Raw genomic sequence first — 17,308 nt, 5'->3', positions numbered from 1 at the left:
GATCATGCAGCTCGGTCAAGCCAGCCCTTACGGGACAAAACATCGTGGGCTAGCGCCAGCTGCTCGGGCGAGAACCGACGCTTCCGGTCATTCCAGCCATAGGTCGCCGCGACCACATCATCCAGGGTGGCGGCACCCTCATGTCGCGCGACCCAGTGCACCGTCGCCAGCAACTCGAGCCCGAAGGGGGTCTCGAACCCCTCTACGAGGTCGGCGACCGTATCGAACCGCCGACGAGTATCTTCGGCTTCCGACAGCATGGTCTCGGCGTCGGCCAACGCGCCGGGAACAATCTCCAGCAACTTGTCCGGCCGGTCCCCTCCATCGGCATAGCCCGAGATGAAATGCCCCTCCACCGTGCGCAGCAGATGGGTCAAGTTTTCCGCATAGGGCCCGTAGTGCGCCTTGCGATATTGGAGGCGAAGCCCCTCTCCTGACTCCTGCAAGAAGTAGAGCAGCTTGTGCACTTCGAGCAGGGATACAAAGGGGTCCATCAATCCTCCGATGTAGCGCTGCATGAGGACGACGAGCGCCGCGCGGCCCGGCGTCATCTTCGGCGCTTCCTGGCGTCGCACCATGGCGGAGGCTTCGGGAGCACCTTTTGGCTCGTAAACCCGAATGTCGACGTCCTGGAGCGATGCGAGCGCCGACACGATGCGCGGCTTCACGTCCTGCCAGTCGAGCCCGCCCAGACCACTGCCTAGCGGCGGGATGGCGATCGACTTTATACCTCGTCGCAGGATCTCTTCGCGAAGAGCGACGAGCCCGCTCTCGATGTCCTCAACCCGACTCTTTCCGCGCCAGTGCCGCTTGGTCGGAAAGTTGACGATGAAACGGGGATTGGTCAGCTCCCCGGTCGGGTAGATGAACATCCTCCCCGGCTGCACCTCCTCGCGGGCGCAGGCTCCCGAGTAGGCATCGAAGTTCTCTGGAAACATGTTCTTGAACTGAAGCGCGATGCCTCGGCCCATGATGCCAACACAGTTCACTGTGTTGACCAAGGCTTCGACATCCGCGTTCAGGATGTCGCCTGATGTGTAAGTGATCATTCCCGCCCCCGCCTCAGTAATACCAGGTGGGCTGGATTTCGATAGGGGGGCGGTATGCCGCCGTCTGGATCGCCGCATGGACGTTTTGAGCCGTGGCGTTGTTCACCACACCGATCCTTCGCACCAAGGTCCACGGGAAATGCTCATGCATCAGGAACTCCGACTGCTTCGCCTCCTTGACGTCCGCCGGGCGGAAGTCCCGTTCGGCGATGGCTGGCCAGTTGAGCCTGTCGAGCGCGCCGACGTCCGCATAGAACGGGGTGTAGTACGCTCCCGCGTTCGCCGGCGTAAACGCCCAACGCCGACCACTCGCCTGTGCCCACGCGACAGCCTCATGAAGGTCCGCCTCAAGATGCACGATCGGACCCTGACCTCCCCGGTACGCTAATTCGGGATGATTGGCGCAGTGTATAACGAAAAGCATGATTGAGCGAGAACAAAAGTAGAACGGAACGTACTCGCCGACGAACGTCCCATCATGGCAGCCGACGGGAAGCGCAAGCCGTCGATCCTTGATTGAGTTCATGCCGATCACCGTGCCGGCCGGCGCGGCCAGCCGGATCGCCGCATCGCTCCACAAAGCGCCTTGGCTGATCGTCGGCAGCCGATCGAGGTGCACGATGTGGTAAATCTTCGGACGGTCTGGCGGTTGGGTCATGAGCTCGGGGACATCGTCCTCACGTTGCGTGCGCCTTAGCTCTAACCCGACATGCCGCCCAGCCAAACCGCGGATTGTCAGACCTGCCGAATGAACCTTGGCAAAGGCGCTAATTTCATATGCCTCGCCATCGACCGTCCTGCGGCCGTTGCATCGATCGCGATCAATTGGGTCCGTAGCGAGCGCTGCTCTTGTGACATCCATGCCAGAAGCGCACCGGACTTTGTTGACAAGCCGACCGGCATGGCGATCTGCAGGCCCTGAACAGGTAGCCGGTTCTGGCGGCGCATAAGAGACAGCCCCTCGCAGACTGCTCCAGCCAACAGGTCCGGAATCGCGGTGAGGTCCTCCAACGCGAGAGAGCCGTCGTCCGATCCCGTGTTGCCGACCTTGATGTGCCCCATGGGGTGGCGGAGCATCGCCGCTGTTACCTGCGCGACCACCGGCGTCAGTGCGATGATCTGGTTGTCGTTGCTCGCTATGTCGTCCTGATCACAGACCCAAAGGACGTCCTGGTGCGGGCGGCTGAAGGCCGCGAGGCAAAGGGCGCTAAGGTGGGTGACCCGCATCAGGTGTTCGTGGACGGACGGTTTCCAAGGCCCCAAGGCTGACAGATCAGCGTCGGCCGCAAACGGCTGGAACAGGCTGGCGTGGGATTTGTCTATGGCAAAGACGACTAGGGCTCCCTCAATGTCCCCAGCCATGTTGAGGAACTGAGGCATCGCAGCGCGCCGGTTTCGATCATTCAACGCCTTGAAGGACAGCCGTCGCCCATCCAGCAGAAACTGCTGACGGAAAGCGCGCTGGTCCGCGAGCCACTGTTGGTTCCGGTCCATGTCCAACAAAAGGAAGGCATAGGTTGAATAGAGTGCGCATCGGTGTGCCCCGGAGAAATCGGCCAGTAGCGCCAGCGTCCTTCCGCGGTGGCCATGCGGGAAGCCTCGCCCGCTAAAGCCCGCGCTGATCATGTCCTCAAGGGTGGCCAGCAGCCCCAAGCGCGCCTCTCCAAGTTCAACCATCGAAAAGTTTCAGGCGAGCCCGACCACAAGATACCTGAATGTCGAGATTTCAGAATGATCGCAATGTCCGCAACTGGCGCTGGAGCTGACATTTCTCAGAGGACCTTCGCCGGAGCTCAAGCATCTGAATGCAGATTGCTCTGCAACCGCCGCGCGACTTCCCTCGCGTGTGCCGGCGTCCTCTAACACCACTCGATCCGACCGTTTCGCAGGAAGAAATGGCAACCGCATTCGGTGCGTCGCCAGACCGAAGGCGACAATGTCGGCGCGCCTTCGGCCGTTTCGCTCAGGGACCACATAGGCAGTTCGTCGGGTGCGAGGTTCATGTTGAGAGTGGTCGAACACCGCTTCAGGGGACAGGCCATAGAGGCGTGCAGAGGACAGGCTGATTCGCCCACCACATAGAGGGTGCGACGCTTGAGGCGGTCAGGGAGATCCTCCACACTAATGACACTGTAGCCATGAAACCGATCCCAGAGCCGGCCAGCCCAGCGCGCCGGCCAGGTCAGATAGTTTACGACCGTGCGAACCGACTTGATCATCCGCCACCTCCAACGCTGAGCTCTGGAAGGTCCATGAGGAGGGCAGTGTCGCCTCGCCCGACGTGTTTGGCGAAGATCGGGCAAGGCAGGCCGGTTTCTGGCTCCGGATAGAGCATCATCTGGCTAAGGCTGAATCCGACGGTGGCGTAGAGATCGCCGCGCTCATCGCGGAAGTCATGGAGCCGGGCCAGCATCTCATTGACGATCAAGCCGGAGAAGACGGTGTTCACGCTGATGACCGCCGGTCGATCCTCATCAACATTGTTGATATAGCCCGCTCGGCGGAGGTGGGCGTAATGCTCCGGATTGCGACGGCGCTCGCCTTCGGCCCGGACATCTTCCATCGCCACAGCGCCGCGGCTGACCAGGCTGGAGAGGTCGGGCTGGACATAGTGCAGATAGCCGCAGACCTGAGTGATCTCGCCCTGGTCATCCGCGTCTAGCGCCACGCCGACATCGAAGTAGGGCATGAGATAGAAGGCGGCGATCCGGTTCATCAGGAATCGGCCTTCGGCGGAGTCCACACAGCCGAACACTATGTCGCAATCCGCCACTGACCGCACGGCGTCCCCATCAAACAGGTTGCAGGCTAGCGGCAGAACCTCAGTACCGAGGCCGACCTCGACGATCCTGTCGTGCAGAACTTCGACCTTGGGTCGCTTGGCCAGCACATCGGCCATGGTGGTGTTGAGGATGCGATTTAGGTTGTGATTCTTGACCACATCCGGGTCGATGATCACCAGCCGTCGAACGCCTAACCGGACCAACTGTTCGATGACGATGCTGCCGGTGCCCGAGCATCCGACGACCGCAACGGATAAGTGGCCGAGGGCCCGGGTGGTCCGTTCTCCGAACGCTTGGGCGTGCCGCTTGGCGAACGGCGCGCTGGGGGTCAGCACTCCGATCCCGGTGACCTCGTCATGGCGCCAGATATTTAAGCGCTCTCCGACCACGGTGATGGTTTCGATCGGGGTGAACTGGCCTTCGGCGTCCACCAGTCGGCCGAACATCGCGCCGTCCGGCAGCATCACCACGCTCGCATGCGGCACGTCGGCGTCGATCCATCCGGCGATCGCGGGAAAGAGGAGGCTGTCGGAAGAGTCGTCCTGTTCTGAGAAGGCGTTGTATCCGCCTGGGTGGCTGTGAAACTTGACCACGCTCCATCCTCGACGGTCCGCTTCGGTCAGCTCGGGGATGATCAGGTCTGTCGGCCAAGCGACCGTGGTCGCGGTGCGCGGTTCGCAGGCGTCGTGCGGGATTAGGACGAGTTTGCGCAGCAACAGGCGGTGTCGCTTGCCGGCGCGACGCCCGCACAGGGCGATCGCCGCCGCTTCGCGTCCGTCGCCGGGAAAGAGATGCGCTTGCAGCGCGGCGGCCTGCCGGCCGGTTAAGCTCAAGGTCACATCCATGTCAGGCTCTGTCGAACTCGGCGGCGAGCCAGGCGTCCATGTAGTGAACATGGCTCGCCAGGTCGTCTTCGCCGTGAATCCAGGGGTTCTCGGGGGTGCGGTGCCGCGACCACATCTGCCAGACCCGGCCGTCGATGGTACTGCGGCTCTCGGTGCAGTTGATCGGGCGACCGTCGCGTCTGCGCACCGGCGGCGTTAGATAGGCCATATCCAGAGCTGCCGCCGGGTAGCCGGCGCTGATCTGGATGGCGATATCGACGGCCGCATGGTCATAGCCTTGAGGCAGGCGATAGGCCGTCAGGATCAACCATTGGACGCCGCCTTCCTGGATCGTGTCCCAGGCTACGCCCAGGCCGTCCAGGAAGGTTTCATCCATCTCCGGCAAGCGGAAAGCGCGGCGAGACATCAGCGGCCGCCGTCCTGCGCGGTCTTCAGCATCGTCTTGAACTTCTCGATGCCGGGGGTGCGGAAGTAGACGGTGTCGTCGAGCTCCAGCTTGACCGGCTGACCATGCACGATTTGGCGCAGCACATACTTTTCAGCCGGCGTCTTTCCCGCCAGCGCAAGCAGGGCGCGGGCGCTCAGGACCGGGTGCTGTACGACAAAATAGCCCTTGTCGATCCGAATCCGATAGGCGCGGGCCAGCGGCACACGCCGCTGTTCGCGGATGTAGACCTCAAGGTCGATCACTTCATCGACGATGACCTCGCCGTCGCATTCGGTGGTCTGGATGGTGCGCGTCTCTTCGATCGAAACATGACGAGTGTCGCTGGGCGTGCATTCGCGAGACGACGGATCGGGCGGGATGGAGGGAAGTTGGCGGTCCATGGCGTTTCCTTTCGCGTTGGGAGGACGACTATGGAAATAGTAGCCAGAAAATACATAGTCAATAGCTAAGTCGCGGCTATTTTTTGTTGACACAAATTTTGGCTGGCGTTATAAGCGCCAACTCAAAAGCGGTGAGCCCATGTTTGAAAAACGCACGATGACGCTGAACCTCAGTGTTCAGGAGATGGAAGTGGTTGAGCGATTGGCCGAGGAGAAAGGTCTGTCGAAGACCGCCCTGCTTCGTCAGGCCCTGCGGCTCTATCAGTCGATATCGAAGCGGTTGGACGACGGTGAGAAGGTGTTTGTCGAACACCCGACCACCAAGGAGAAGGCCGAGCTCATGGTCTTGAGCTGAGGCACGGCAGATGACCGAACCTCTCGGCATCTACCGACTGCAGGACCGCCGCACGCGGCTTGAGGTTCCAGCCGAACTTTGGGGATCCTTGCAGGATCGGCATGTGCAGGATTTCACGGCGCGCTGGAAACCGATCTTCGACGCCCGCCTAGCTGAACTCAGACGTCAAGGCGATGTGACTGCCGCCATTGCGGGTGAGCACAATGTTCAAGATGCGCATTGGAAGTGGGCTCAGAAGGTCAAGGAGCGCAGCGAGAGTCTGTCCTGGGCGTCCTTCGCGGTCGAGGCCGAAGGCGTCACCCAAGGGCTGATGTTCGCACGGCTGGACGGCTTCGCGCGGGAGCCGTCCCAGCGAAACAAACCGTTGGTGGACATCGATCTGTTGGCGACGGCGCCTTGGAATCGGTCTCGATTGGTCGATGAACCGCAGTTCAAGGGAATCGGACAGCTGCTGCTCGGCACGGCCATCAGTTTGAGCGTCGCGGAGGAGTTCGCGGGGCGCATTGGGCTTCACGCCCTGCCGCAGGCGGCGTCCTGGTACCGCGACGTCTGCGGCATGACCGACCTAGGTGTTGATCATACCGGGATGCATTATTTCGAGATGACCGAGCAACAGGCTCGGGCATTCATTCGCTAGAGCAGGAAAGGAGCGAACCATGGAGATGTTGATTTCTCAAGACTGGCTCCGGCGCAGGATCGACACAGATCCTGACCTGGACGTCGAGGCGGGCCCGTCGATCGGAGTTCTGGAATCGATCGGGATGTTCCTGCCAGTAGAGCTGATCGCCCAGGACGACGACAAGGTCGTCCGTTTGACGGAAGCCTTCGGCGTTCTGGTGCGCCAGCTGCGGCGTCGCCAGCAGTGGACCGTGGATCAGCTGGCCCAGAAGGCCCGCGTCGATCCTGGTGAGCTGAGGTCGATCGAGCGTGACCCCCACTACCGGCCGCGGCCGCGCGTGGTTCATCAGCTGGCGGCCGTGTTCAAGATGCCTGAGCGACCCCTGATGAAGCTATCGGGCGCCACGATCACGCGCGATCAGGGATTTGAAGCGGAGGCGATGCGGTTCGCCGCCAAGTCGGATGATCTGTCCAAGCTTACGCGGGACGAACAGAAGGTGCTGAACGACTACGTCAAATACCTGGTCGATCAGGCCACCTGATTGATGAGCGAGGGGGTTGGTGAATACGAGGCGGACGACATCCGCAAGATCGTGGCTCGGTTGCTCCGGGACTTGGGCGATCCCGAGCCGCCGCTGAAACTCCCTCAGGTGCGAGCGCTCCTAGAACTCGACATCGGCTACTACAGCACCGCGAACACGACCCTGCTCCAGGACGTGGCATCGAGGATGAAAGTGGCCGGCAAGCAGGTGCTGGAGCGCCCGATGCTGCTGGTCGAGGCGGTGACCAAGGCGAAGCTCTCCGCATTGTGGGTGCCCGACACCAAGCGCATCCTGATCGACGAAACGGTTCCCAAGCCAAAGCACCGCTGGATCGAGGGTCATGAGGTGGGCCACAGCGTCATCCCGTGGCATCGAGAGTTTTTGTTCGGTGATAACGAATACACCCTCGATCCGGCCTGCCACGCGATCGTGGAAGCTGAGGCGAACTATGCCGCATCCCAGATGCTGTTCCTCCAAACCCGTTTCTCGACTGAAGCGCGTGATGGCACCCTGGATTTCAAGGCCATCAACGGGCTGTCGAAACGGTTCGGCAACACGCTGACCACCACGCTTTGGCGGATGGTCGAGGACCGCGAACCCGATCTGCCAGTGTTCGGCATGGTGACCGCACATCCTCGCCATCTGCACATTGGGTCAGGCGATGACGGGGAGCCGATCCGCTACTTCATACGATCAGCGGCGTTTCGTGAGCGGTTCGCGAGTGTCCTGCCTGAAGCGGCCTACGCTTTGATTCAGAAGCACGCCACACATCGCGCCAGGGGCCCGGTTTTCGACGCCTCCGACGAACTCACAAATCAGAACGGCGAACGCTGTGAGTTTCGGATGGAGAGCTTCTGCAACACCCATGCGCTTCTCACCTACGGCGCATTCGTGAGGACCATTCCAACCTTGACGGGGAAAACCTAGGACGCGGGGAAATCTAGCGCTCCAAGGGGTTTGGAGTGCGGACCAGACTTTGAACTCTCGCGAGTCCCCTATCGGAACCAGTTAGTTCAACCTGCTTGCCGAGGGGTAGTGCTGTCGAGCCTGAGGCAAGCCGGGCGTAGCGTTCGGCACCCGCTTGATCCCGCACGACCACGAACGGCGAAGCTCCGACCTCGTCATGTTGCCCGGCCTGAACGACCCATCCCTTCACAGTCTCGGCCCCCAGTGGCCGAACATCTCGGGCACCCGCCATCCGTCTTTGGTTCAGCGTGCGGATCACATCCCGACGGATCTGAAGGGTCCGAAGCTTGGCCTCCATCTGGGCATCAAGCCGGTATCGACCGCCGGTCCGTTCCGCCAACCCCAACCGCTCAAGGTGCCGCAACCGGCCTCGCGACAGTGCCGCCCAGGCGTTGGTCCCGCCAACGCCATCGTCGACCAGACCCTGCGCATCCGCCGCCTGCACAAGCCGCCGATCGAACCCCGTGAACCGATCTGCCTCGGTCTCCTTCCAGATGCGCCGCTCGGCATCGGCACGCGATAGATCACCCAGCCGCTCCTGCGCCAGCTCCTGCGCCCGGGCCCGAAACCCGTAGCCGATGTAGTCGCGCGGGATCACCAGATCGCGTCCATCGGCGCGCTTCCCACGCATCACCAGATGCGCGTGGGGCTGGTCGGTGTCGAAGTGACAGGTCCCGATCCACTGCAGTCCCGGCTCGCCCAGATCCGCCGACACCCTCACCATGACCTCGCGGGTGTACCCCCTGAGATCGGCGATCCGATCCCCATGCTCCGGCGACACGATGAACCGGAAATGATGCCGGTCCGGCCCCCAGTCCCGGGTCGCTTCGACCGCATCGATGGCATCGTCGGTCCGGTCGAAGAACTCGGCCGGCTTCCCTTCAACCCCGGCTCCAGCCCGTCCCAGATAGCTCACATGCGCCGCCAGAGCCGCCGCCCGCGCCGACCCTTTGCCGGCGTGCCGCGATACCAGCGCCTTGACGATCACCTTCTGCCGGACGTCCAGACGGAAGGCCCGACCTGAACGCTTCTGCGCCGTCCTGAGCACCCCTGCACGGTCGCCGTAAGCAAAGAGCCGGGATGCGGCGAGACGCTGGAACATCGCCGTCCGCACATTGATCCGGTCGCTCTTGAGCGTGGTCGGGAGGCTGATCCGACCGGCCCTGGACTCGCCGACATCGCCCGCTTCCAACCGCGCCTGAATGCCGCTTCTGACCGACATGGCCCCGTCTCCGCAGAGGAGACGACCCCGGAATCCGCCCTAACTCACCGCAAGTCTTGGAAGCGTTTCGAGGTCGTCGTAAGATGCTGAGACCCTACAACAAAACAGATGCCCTCTCATCTTCTTTTATCTTGCCCTAAGACCTAAAATACGATCACCCGTCTATGCTCATCATACACGATCAACACCCATCAACAGTAATGCGCAGTTCGGCGATAAGATGAGATAGCCCGATTCGCCTGCCGTTGAACGGATGCCCCCACAGCGGCCAAACGCAGAAAACCCGCCCGGCCGAAGCCGAGCGGGTCTTGCCGTCTGGGGTGTGATCTCAAACCGCGCGGGCTCGAATGGAGACGTGCCGCAGCCCGGTCTCAATCGCCTTCTGACCCAGGTTCAAGGCCGGTCCGAACGGCCGCTGATCCGGTGACCGCGACCGATCCAGTGAATGGACCAGGGTGAGGCAGCAGGTGGGCTCGAGCGCGATCAGTTCGTCGTTGGCCCTAAACGGGGCCGCCTTGCCGTGGGCGTCGAAGTCGGCCCGGGCGAGGATCAGCTTCACCCCCTTCTGCTTGGACCATTTGATCGCCAGCTTCTCGGAGCCCTTCGCCCCGGTGGTGGCCAGGGCCATGTCGGGCCATTCTTTGAGCGCCCAGTTGAGCGCGTCGAACACCCGGCCCGCATCCTCGGCCGTGTCCGCTGTCGGAGCCCCTCTGAAGGCGATCACCGGACCGCCGGGATCCGCCTCGCCGGCCCTCCGTGTCTCGATCGCCCGGATGGCCGCCTTGGCCTCCATCTGGGCTGCGGTGAGGTGCGTGCCCCGCCGGCTGCCCCGCCAGGCTGTCCAGACTTCGCCGGTGGCGACCGTGTAGCTTTCGGCTGCGGCGTCCCGGATGAGCTCGGCCGCCTGGGTAGCCGCGTCTCCGGCCCTTGCCTTGGCGGTGGCCTCCTGAAGCTCGGTGTCGGCCGCTTCCGATCCGTCGAAGTCCCGGTCCAGGCTTCGCATCGTATCGCGGGCGCGGTCGGCGTCGCGTTCGATCCGCTGAGCGGCTGAGTGAAAGGCCCCGATCAGGGTCTCGGCCAGTATGGTCTGGAAGTCTTCGAGCGCGGTGTCGGCGATCACATCCAGGAGCTCGGTCATGAGCGCCCGGCCGAGTTGCGAGAGAGCATCCTCGCTCGGATGCGGACGCTGATCGCCTAGGGAGGCGGAGAGGTCGTCGAAGGCGGAGTCGGATTTGGAGAAGACGGAGTGTGCTGAAGTGTGCATCGGGATTATCCTTGAAAGTGTCCTTACGCCCCATGCGCAACGACCCCGATTTTCGGCGCATCGGGCCCCGGAAAGTCACCGGAGCGGACCGCCCTTCGCGGGCCGTGGAGGGGATAAGGCGAAGCCGTTGACTTTCAGGGTGATGTGACAAAATCGGAGGGCGTTGTGTGGGGGCATGTCGTCGTCGCCCTTCGCGACGACGACCCTGTTCGGCGCCGTCGCGCCGATACGAACGGACGGTCATCAATCTTCCTCGCCGTCGTCGGCGGCGAGCCGCCGCGTCTTGCGACCGAGGATCAGTCGGTCCAGCCGTTGGGCCGCCACCCGCTGAGAAGGGCCTCGACGGCGACCTGCACGGGACCGCTGATATCGCGTTGGCCCGCCTCCATCGCGAGGACCCGCGCCGCCATCTTCTCCGGGGTGCCCGAAAGCCTAAGGGCGCGGGCCAGGGTCAGCGCATCCCATCCGAGGATCTGACGGGCGACTTTCAGTTCGGCGGCGGGCGTAGCCATCAGGAGTCCGTACGGTCAGGCTTCATCAGCAAAGGGCCCGGGGGCGGACCCACCGAAAAAAGAGAGGCGGCGACCTCATCAAGGTCGCCGCCCATCGCCAAGCTAGATCGAAAACCCTACGCCGTCATGACGTCCGTCGGTCGGCAGGAACAAGTCTTTCAGAAAGAACCGCCCGGAGCGCAGGCGCTCCGGGCGGAGGGGAGGGGCTTGGTCTGCCGGTCAGAACGGAATATCGTCGTTGAGATCGTAGCCGCCGGCAGGCTCCTGCACCGAAGGCGCGGGTCCGGCCTCGTCGGACGAAGTCCGATCCCGCCGGTTCTTCAGGCGGATGTCGGCCGCGATCAGACGCAGGTCGTAGTGTTCGACCCCGTCCTTGCCGGTCCAGGTGTCGTTCTCGACATGGCCCTGGATCACGACGCGGCTGCCCTTGCGGGCGAACGGCTCGATGTATTTCTCGGCCGTCGCCTCATTGAAGCAGACGCAGTTGAAGCCGGTGGTCCGCTCGCCGGTGGTGCCGTCGGCGCGCCGGAACCGGGTGGTCTCCAGCACGCGGAAGCTCGCCCGCTTCTTGCCCGAGCCCTGGGCGGAGAGGATGGACGGATCGGCGGCCAGATAGCCTTCGAGGGTGAGGGATTGCATGTCAGTCTCCTGAAAATGAAAGATGGAAGGGGAGGGGGTCAGGCGGCGGCGCGGTCGTCGAGGCCGGTGTCGGCCTCGCGGTCCTCGGCCCAGTCCAGGACGGTGAGCCGGTTGATGACCAGCTCCTTGGCGGTGCGCTCCGCGCCGTCCCGCGCCTTGTAGGCCGTGTCGATGAAGGCCCCGATCACGACCGCCTCGCACCCCTGCGCCAAGCCGCGGGCGATGACCTTCTCGTTCAGGCCCTTGGACCAGCTGACGCAGTTGACGCCGACGAGCCGGTCCTTGCCGGCTGAGTCCACGCCGCGTTTCTCGATCAGCCTGAACACCGCCTTGGCGAAGTCCTCGCTGATCTGGGGGTCGGCCGCCAATCGGCCGGTGAACACCATGGTCTGCATGTCAGTCTCCTGTTGATCCGAAGCGCCGAGAGAGCTGATCTCCCTCATCCCGCTTCACCCGAGACCTCCCTTCCTCCCGACCTCCTCCTGACCGGACGGGGCCTTTGCCCCGCCCGGCCCCCGCTTAAGCCGCCGCTCCGTCGAGGACCGTCTGCACCGGATGGCGACGCAGCACCGCCTCCAGCACCTCCGGCCGGTCCACCGGCACGAAGACCCGCGGCGTGAAGGCAATGATCTCGACGAAGCAGCCCAGCGCCACCAGGGCGTCCCGGTCGGTGCGCCCGCCCACCACCTCGATGCGCCAGCGGTCCATCACGCGCGCCCGCTTGAGCCAGAGCCCGCCCTCCAGCGACAGTTGGACACTCCGATCGAGCAGAGTGGTGAGTGTTTGCGCCCCGTCCGACCAGGCTGCGCTGACGTCGGTCAAACCCAGCGCCGCCTTCAGCGTCCGGGCTTGAACGGGGTCAAGCACCCGTCCCAGCCACCGCCGCCCGTCGGGCGCGCGGACACGCCGGACGGAGCACCCCCGCGCCGGCAACCGGCCCCAGATCGGAAGCAGGAGGCCGGTGGCGAGGGACAGTTCGCGCGTTCGCCAGGGGTCGGTCGCAGCCACCTCCTCATCCCAGACCCGCCGCCAGTCGGCGACGGCCGCCGGCTTCCAGGCGGATTCCTCGAACGCCTTCTCCGGCATCGTCTGACGGTCGTCGGGCCGAACGAGCCGTACCGCGCTGACCAGGCGATCCTCGTCTGTCGCCGTGGTTAGGCCGAGCTCCGCGATCGCCGCCCGTCCCGACTTCTCATTCACGACCAGCTGGTGCGCGATGTCGTTGGCCCGCGCGAGCGCGCCGTCCGAGCTCAGGAGCTCGCGCCGAACCTTGAGCGAGAAGGTCACCAGAGCGGTCTCCGCTCCGGTCGAGACGTCGGTGCGGATCACCTCTTGATCGAGGACGTCGAGCTCTTGGGCCTCGATATCCTCCAGGCCTCGGTCCAGGTCGCCCGAGGCGGCGGCGCGTTCGAGGATGCCCGACAGGATGCGGTCGAAGTGCTCGAACAGGGCATTCTGGTCGGCAATGCGCAGGGCCAGCAACCGGTTCAGGAAGGTGTGGATCGGCGGCAGGTCGTCGGACGGCTTGAGCCCACCGTCGGCGTCGAGCAGCTTGAGGCCGGTCTTGGCCATGAAGGTCTCCAGTGTCATGGACGCCAGCTCCCCGAAGGCGAGCGCGCCATAGAAGACCAGCAGGGCCCGTCGCGCCCAGGGGCTCTCCAGATTGTCCTCGGCCCGGAACAGGCCGGCTCCGGCCGTGCGCCGCTCGCCGCGCGTCAGCGCCCCCAGGGAATCCAACCGCCGGGCAATTGTGGACGTGAACCGCTTCTCGCCCTGAATGTCGGTGGTCACCGGCCGCAACAGCGGCGCCGAGGCCTGATGGGTCCGGTGGCTGCGACCCAGCCCCTGGATGGCGGCGTCGGCCCGCCAGCCCGGCTCGACCAGGTAGTGAACCCGCCGTTGCTGGTTCCCGGCCGACAGATCGGCGTGATAGCTGCGGCCCGTACCCCCGGCATCCGAGAAGACCAGCACCCGCTTCCGGCCCGACATGAAGGCGTCGGTCTCGGCGCGCGCGGCGGAAGCGCCGCGCCGTTCGATCACCCGGCGACCGTCCCGCACCACTACCCGGCGCGACCGTCCGGTGATCTCGGCGACGGCGTCGGTGCCGAAGGCTTCCAGGAGGGCGTCAAGGACGCCCGGAACGGCGGGCAGGCATGCCATCTTCTCGATCAGGGCCTCGCGGCGGGCGAGCGCCTCTTGGCTGACGGCCGGACGACCGTCGTCCATGACCGGCACCAGGGTGACGTTGCCGTCCCCGTCCTCGATCGCCTCCATCAGATGGATCGGAAAGGCCTCGCGCAGATAGTCGAGGACGTATTCCCGAGGCGTCAGGTCGATCGACAGGTTGTTCCATTCCTCCGGCGGAATGGACGCCAGCCGGCGTTCCATCACCGCCTCGTTGGTCGAGACGATTTGGACCACGGCCGAGCGTCCTGACGCGAGATCGTCCCGGATCGAAGCAACCAGGCTCGGGGCCTTTAACCCGGCCAGCAGGTGGCCGAAGAAGCGAAGCTTCGCCCCCTCGAAGGCGGAATGGACCGCAGACGCCGCCTGACCGCTCTTCGGCTTGCCCTCCTCATCATTGACGCCCGTGGCTTTCAGGGCCTCGGCCAGATTGGCGTGGATCATCTGGAAGGCGTCGGCCCACTGATCCCAGATGGCGATGTCGTCTGGTGTGAGCGGATGGACGAGGGGTTCATACTCCACACCCTCGAACGACAGCGACCGGGCCACATAGAGACCGAGCGCCTTGAGTTCGCGCGCGAGAAGCTCCATGGCCGCGACCCCGCCTCGGTCCATCGCTTCCAGGAAGTCGGCGCGCGACATAAAGGGTGCCTCCGGGCCGCCCCACAGGCCGAGCCGGGCGGCATAGGCCAGGTTCTCGGCGGTGGTCGCCCCCGTGGCGGAGACGTAGAGCACCCGCGCGTCCGGCAGCCGGTTCTGCAGCGCGAGCCCTGCCATGCCCTGAAGAGAGGCCTTCTTCGTCCCCCGGGCGCCCTTACCGCCGCCGGCGGCGTTGGCCATCGCATGGGCCTCGTCAAAGGCGATGACGCCGTCGAAGTCGTCGCCGAGCCAGGCGACGATCTGGTCGAGACGGGATTGCCGGTCACCGCGGGCTGGCTGGCGCAAAGTGGCGTAGGTGGTGAACATGACGCCGCGCTCCAGCCGGATCGCCTCGCCTTGTTTCCAGCTCGACAGGGGCACGAGGTCGTGGGCGACGCCGCCGATCGCGGCCCAGTCCCGACGGGCGTCCTCCAGCAGGGCGTCGTTCCGCGACAGCCACAGCGCCCGGACCCGGCCCTGGGCCATGTTGTCAGCGATAGCGGCCGCGATCTGGCGGCCCTTGCCGCAGCCTGTGCCGTCCCCGAGGAAGAAGCCCCGACGGAAGCGGATCGCATCGTCCTGGTCGTCCCGGACGAGGACGACCTCGTGCGACGCCTCCCCAATACGGAAACTACCGGGAAGATGGCCGGCATGGGCTTCGCCCGCATAGATCACCGTCTCGGTCTGGGCGTCAGAGATCCGGCCCTCGTCCCGCATCATAGGCGGTATCACCGGACGATAGGTCGGGGCTGGCGGCGAGACCGACGCCATCGGTCCCGACTCGACCAGCGGCGACGGATGGGGACGGGGATCAGGCAGATCGATCCGCGCCAAGGAATGGGCCTGGTAGAGTCCGACATCCCGGCCTTCGCCGCTCCATGGTTTGACCTGATAGGCCAGCGGTGCCGCGCCTGCGAGGAAGGCGAGCCGGCCAGAGGGCAGGGCGAGGCCGCGTTCGCGTGGTCCCAGCAACGCTCCCAAAGACACCTTCAAGCGGGTCCGCGGCAGGGCACCGCCGCGCGCGGGGAGGGCGGCGACGAGCCTGGCCGCTCCCATCAGGTCGTCTGCACTCAGCGCCTGCGGGATCTCGGCCAACTCCGCCGAACGATCGACGACCAGGAGTCCGGTCTCGACGGACGTCCCATGTTTGGTGAAGGCACCGGTCGGCAAGGCGATGCGGGCGATGATCGCGCCAACACCGGCCAGACGCCGCAGCAAGGCGTCGTTCGTCAGGGCGCTCAGGGGCACGATCGCGACCAGGCGGCCATGGTCGGTCAAGGCCTTCACCGACGCCAGCAGATGGTCGGCGAGGTCCGAGAAGGGTGGATTGGTCACCACGACGTCGAAGCCGCCCGCGCCCCGGCTCAGGTCGTGGATATGGCGTGCGTCGTGGCGGGTCCGCTCGGCCGAGGGGAACAGCCCGTCCAGCAGGTCGGCGCGCCCCGCCGCGATCTCGTTGAGCGCGAGCGCGCCGCCGCAGGCCTCGGCGACAACCGCCAGCAGCCCGGATCCCGCGGAGGGCTCAAGGACGCGGTCGCCGGGCCGGACTTGGGCGGCCAAGACCACGAGGGCGGCCAGCTGTGGCGGCGTCGAGAACTGGTCGAGCGCGACCTGTTCCTCGCTGCGGCGCGTATGGGTCAAGCCGAGCGCGGAGACAGAGGCCAGGAGCGCGGCGACTTCCGCTGGCGCATCCTCCAGCCGCGCGACCTGCGGCGCGAGACGCCGGATCTGCAGCACGGTCGCCGCTTCGATCGCGTCATAGGCGTCCCGCCAGACCCAAGCGCCTTCGGCGTCCGATGCGCCGAAAGCGGTTGTCATCACCTGGGCGACCAGCCGCCGATCGAGCGGCCGTGACCGCGCCAGATAGGTCGCGAGGGCGCGGGCGGCGGCCAGCACATTGGCGACGGTATCCGCACTGGTTGGATCGGCGAACAGGCTCAGTGTGGAATGGGACTGTGATGAAGACGTACCGACTGAGGGCATGGGAGAAGGCTCCGGTCACCTGGAGCGGAGGGCGCCTCCCTCTCGGTCCTCCAGGCTCGCCTCGCCCCGCCCTTCCTCCGCCTCTCGATATTTGCCCAAAGGGCCTTTGGGCCGACAGCAGCTTCCGGCCGTGCTCGGAGCCGTCTAACGCAACGCCCCCGGCCCGTTGCGTTAGACGGCACGTCGTTGGTACGCACAGCGCGGCTTCATCCCTGCCCGGAAGCGCGTTAAGTCTGGATCATGAGGCAATCGACCGGCGGCGTTCGAGAAGCGCGAGGTCGGGAACGGCGCGAGGCGTTCCTGACGGTGGCGGCAACGGTGTTTCGCGCCAAGGGCCTGAAGGTCGCGACCATGGCGGACGTGGCCGCCGCGGTGGGTGTCGCCAAGCCCGTGCTCTACCGACGGTTTCCGTCCAAGGACGCCCTGATCGCGGCGCTGACCCAGCAGGTCTATCAAGCGGTCCAGACCGCGTTCGACGAGACGCCCCCGGACTCCGGACGTGTGCTAGAGTCTGTCTTGGCCGCCATCCGTAGCGTCGAGGATGGCTATGTCGCCTTGGTGCGCGACGGTGAGGTCTATCTTCCCGACGCCCCGGCCACGACCATGCAGCTGAAGACCAGCACCGCCCGCGCGGTCCGCCGGTCGCTCGGCCTTGTGGGCACGCCGTCCGCCGATGACCCGCTGCCGCTTCGTCTGGCGGTCGAGACCCTGACCGACTTCATCCACGCCGCCTTCGTCTGGTGGATCCAGCATGGCGAAAGCGACCAGGACAGCCGGTTTCTGGCCTGGCTGAACGGTCTCATCGATGCCTGGCCGGCGACGACGGCTGCGGCATTCCGGCCAGATTGACAAACCGTTTCTCGCTGGTAACAGTTTGAT

18 protein-coding genes are annotated in these 17,308 nt (G+C 64.9%); 5 read left to right on the top strand and 13 right to left on the bottom strand.

Translation table 11 applies throughout. The annotated features are described in order from the left end of the window. Window positions 1-2 precede the first annotated feature (2 nt). From darG to ABN401_RS05110, 7 genes are all read right to left on the bottom strand, one after another. Window positions 3-1,049 carry a type II toxin-antitoxin system antitoxin DNA ADP-ribosyl glycohydrolase DarG gene (gene darG / locus ABN401_RS05140; protein ID WP_349683757.1) on the bottom strand — a complete coding sequence of 349 codons (1,047 nt, stop codon included), beginning with the start codon at window positions 1,047-1,049 and terminating at the stop codon, window positions 3-5. Between the two features lie 13 nt (window positions 1,050-1,062). Further along, a complete protein-coding gene (darT, locus tag ABN401_RS05135; protein ID WP_349683756.1) occupies window positions 1,063-1,707 on the bottom strand; it encodes a type II toxin-antitoxin system toxin DNA ADP-ribosyl transferase DarT in 645 nt (214 codons plus the stop codon). 77 nt (window positions 1,708-1,784) lie between these two features. Next, window positions 1,785-2,702, bottom strand: a complete 918-nt coding sequence (locus ABN401_RS05130) for a hypothetical protein (protein ID WP_349683755.1) — start codon at window positions 2,700-2,702, stop codon at window positions 1,785-1,787. Window positions 2,703-2,908: 206 nt separating this feature from the next. Continuing rightward, window positions 2,909-3,268, bottom strand: coding sequence for a ubiquitination-like system serine protease family protein (locus tag ABN401_RS05125; RefSeq protein WP_349683754.1), 360 nt, complete (start codon window positions 3,266-3,268; stop codon window positions 2,909-2,911). After that, window positions 3,265-4,677, bottom strand: a complete 1,413-nt coding sequence (locus ABN401_RS05120; protein ID WP_349683753.1) for a ThiF family adenylyltransferase — start codon at window positions 4,675-4,677, stop codon at window positions 3,265-3,267. Before ABN401_RS05120 ends, ABN401_RS05125 begins: the two co-directional genes overlap by 4 nt. 1 nt (window position 4,678) lies before the next feature. Continuing rightward, window positions 4,679-5,083 (bottom strand): E2/UBC family protein, encoded by a 405-nt coding sequence (locus ABN401_RS05115; RefSeq protein WP_349683752.1) that lies wholly within the window; start codon window positions 5,081-5,083, stop codon window positions 4,679-4,681. Further along, the gene (locus ABN401_RS05110) at window positions 5,083-5,505 is read right to left on the bottom strand and encodes a multiubiquitin domain-containing protein (protein WP_349683751.1); all 423 of its coding nucleotides are present in this window, start codon (window positions 5,503-5,505) and stop codon (window positions 5,083-5,085) included. Before ABN401_RS05110 ends, ABN401_RS05115 begins: the two co-directional genes overlap by 1 nt. Window positions 5,506-5,644: 139 nt before the next feature. Between ABN401_RS05110 and ABN401_RS05105 the strand changes: the two genes are divergently transcribed. Genes ABN401_RS05105 through ABN401_RS05090 form a run of 4 tightly spaced genes read left to right on the top strand, consistent with a single transcriptional unit; the run spans window position 5,645 to window position 7,947 of the window. Further along, complete coding sequence (locus ABN401_RS05105; RefSeq protein ID WP_008260911.1) at window positions 5,645-5,860, top strand: ribbon-helix-helix protein, CopG family; 216 nt, start codon at window positions 5,645-5,647, stop codon at window positions 5,858-5,860. A 10-nt stretch (window positions 5,861-5,870) separates the two neighbouring features. Continuing rightward, window positions 5,871-6,497 carry a hypothetical protein gene (locus ABN401_RS05100; RefSeq protein ID WP_349683750.1) on the top strand — a complete coding sequence of 209 codons (627 nt, stop codon included), beginning with the start codon at window positions 5,871-5,873 and terminating at the stop codon, window positions 6,495-6,497. Between the two features lie 19 nt (window positions 6,498-6,516). Continuing rightward, window positions 6,517-7,020: a helix-turn-helix domain-containing protein gene (locus tag ABN401_RS05095; protein WP_349683749.1), complete on the top strand. Its 504-nt coding sequence runs from the start codon at window positions 6,517-6,519 to the stop codon at window positions 7,018-7,020. Window positions 7,021-7,023: 3 nt separating this feature from the next. Continuing rightward, on the top strand, window positions 7,024-7,947 hold the full coding sequence (locus tag ABN401_RS05090) for an ImmA/IrrE family metallo-endopeptidase (RefSeq protein WP_349683748.1): 924 nt from the start codon (window positions 7,024-7,026) through the stop codon (window positions 7,945-7,947). 13 nt (window positions 7,948-7,960) lie between these two features. Here ABN401_RS05090 and ABN401_RS05085 read toward each other — a convergent pair whose 3' ends face one another. The 6 genes from ABN401_RS05085 to ABN401_RS05060 all read right to left on the bottom strand — a co-directional run bounded on the left by ABN401_RS05085 (window position 7,961) and on the right by ABN401_RS05060 (window position 16,429). Beyond that, window positions 7,961-9,208: a DUF3363 domain-containing protein gene (locus ABN401_RS05085; RefSeq protein WP_349683747.1), complete on the bottom strand. Its 1,248-nt coding sequence runs from the start codon at window positions 9,206-9,208 to the stop codon at window positions 7,961-7,963. 328 nt (window positions 9,209-9,536) lie between these two features. Further along, window positions 9,537-10,472, bottom strand: coding sequence for a DUF2493 domain-containing protein (locus ABN401_RS05080; RefSeq protein ID WP_349683746.1), 936 nt, complete (start codon window positions 10,470-10,472; stop codon window positions 9,537-9,539). Between the two features lie 296 nt (window positions 10,473-10,768). Next, window positions 10,769-10,984, bottom strand: coding sequence for a hypothetical protein (locus ABN401_RS05075; RefSeq protein WP_349683745.1), 216 nt, complete (start codon window positions 10,982-10,984; stop codon window positions 10,769-10,771). Between the two features lie 219 nt (window positions 10,985-11,203). Then, window positions 11,204-11,623, bottom strand: coding sequence for a single-stranded DNA-binding protein (locus tag ABN401_RS05070; RefSeq protein WP_349683744.1), 420 nt, complete (start codon window positions 11,621-11,623; stop codon window positions 11,204-11,206). 38 nt (window positions 11,624-11,661) lie between these two features. After that, the gene (locus ABN401_RS05065) at window positions 11,662-12,018 is read right to left on the bottom strand and encodes a single-stranded DNA-binding protein (RefSeq protein WP_008263404.1); all 357 of its coding nucleotides are present in this window, start codon (window positions 12,016-12,018) and stop codon (window positions 11,662-11,664) included. Between the two features lie 124 nt (window positions 12,019-12,142). Next, the gene (locus ABN401_RS05060) at window positions 12,143-16,429 is read right to left on the bottom strand and encodes a strawberry notch-like NTP hydrolase domain-containing protein (RefSeq protein WP_349683743.1); all 4,287 of its coding nucleotides are present in this window, start codon (window positions 16,427-16,429) and stop codon (window positions 12,143-12,145) included. A gap of 240 nt (window positions 16,430-16,669) precedes the next feature. On the opposite strand from ABN401_RS05060, the gene ABN401_RS05055 reads away from it, so the two are divergent. Further along, window positions 16,670-17,278, top strand: coding sequence for a TetR/AcrR family transcriptional regulator (locus ABN401_RS05055; RefSeq protein ID WP_349683742.1), 609 nt, complete (start codon window positions 16,670-16,672; stop codon window positions 17,276-17,278). Window positions 17,279-17,308: the final 30 nt, after the last annotated feature.

Source organism: Brevundimonas aurifodinae, from assembly GCF_040195595.1.
GTDB classification, from domain to species: Bacteria; Pseudomonadota; Alphaproteobacteria; order Caulobacterales; family Caulobacteraceae; genus Brevundimonas; species Brevundimonas aurifodinae.
This window is presented reverse-complemented; position numbering and strand designations above follow the sequence as displayed.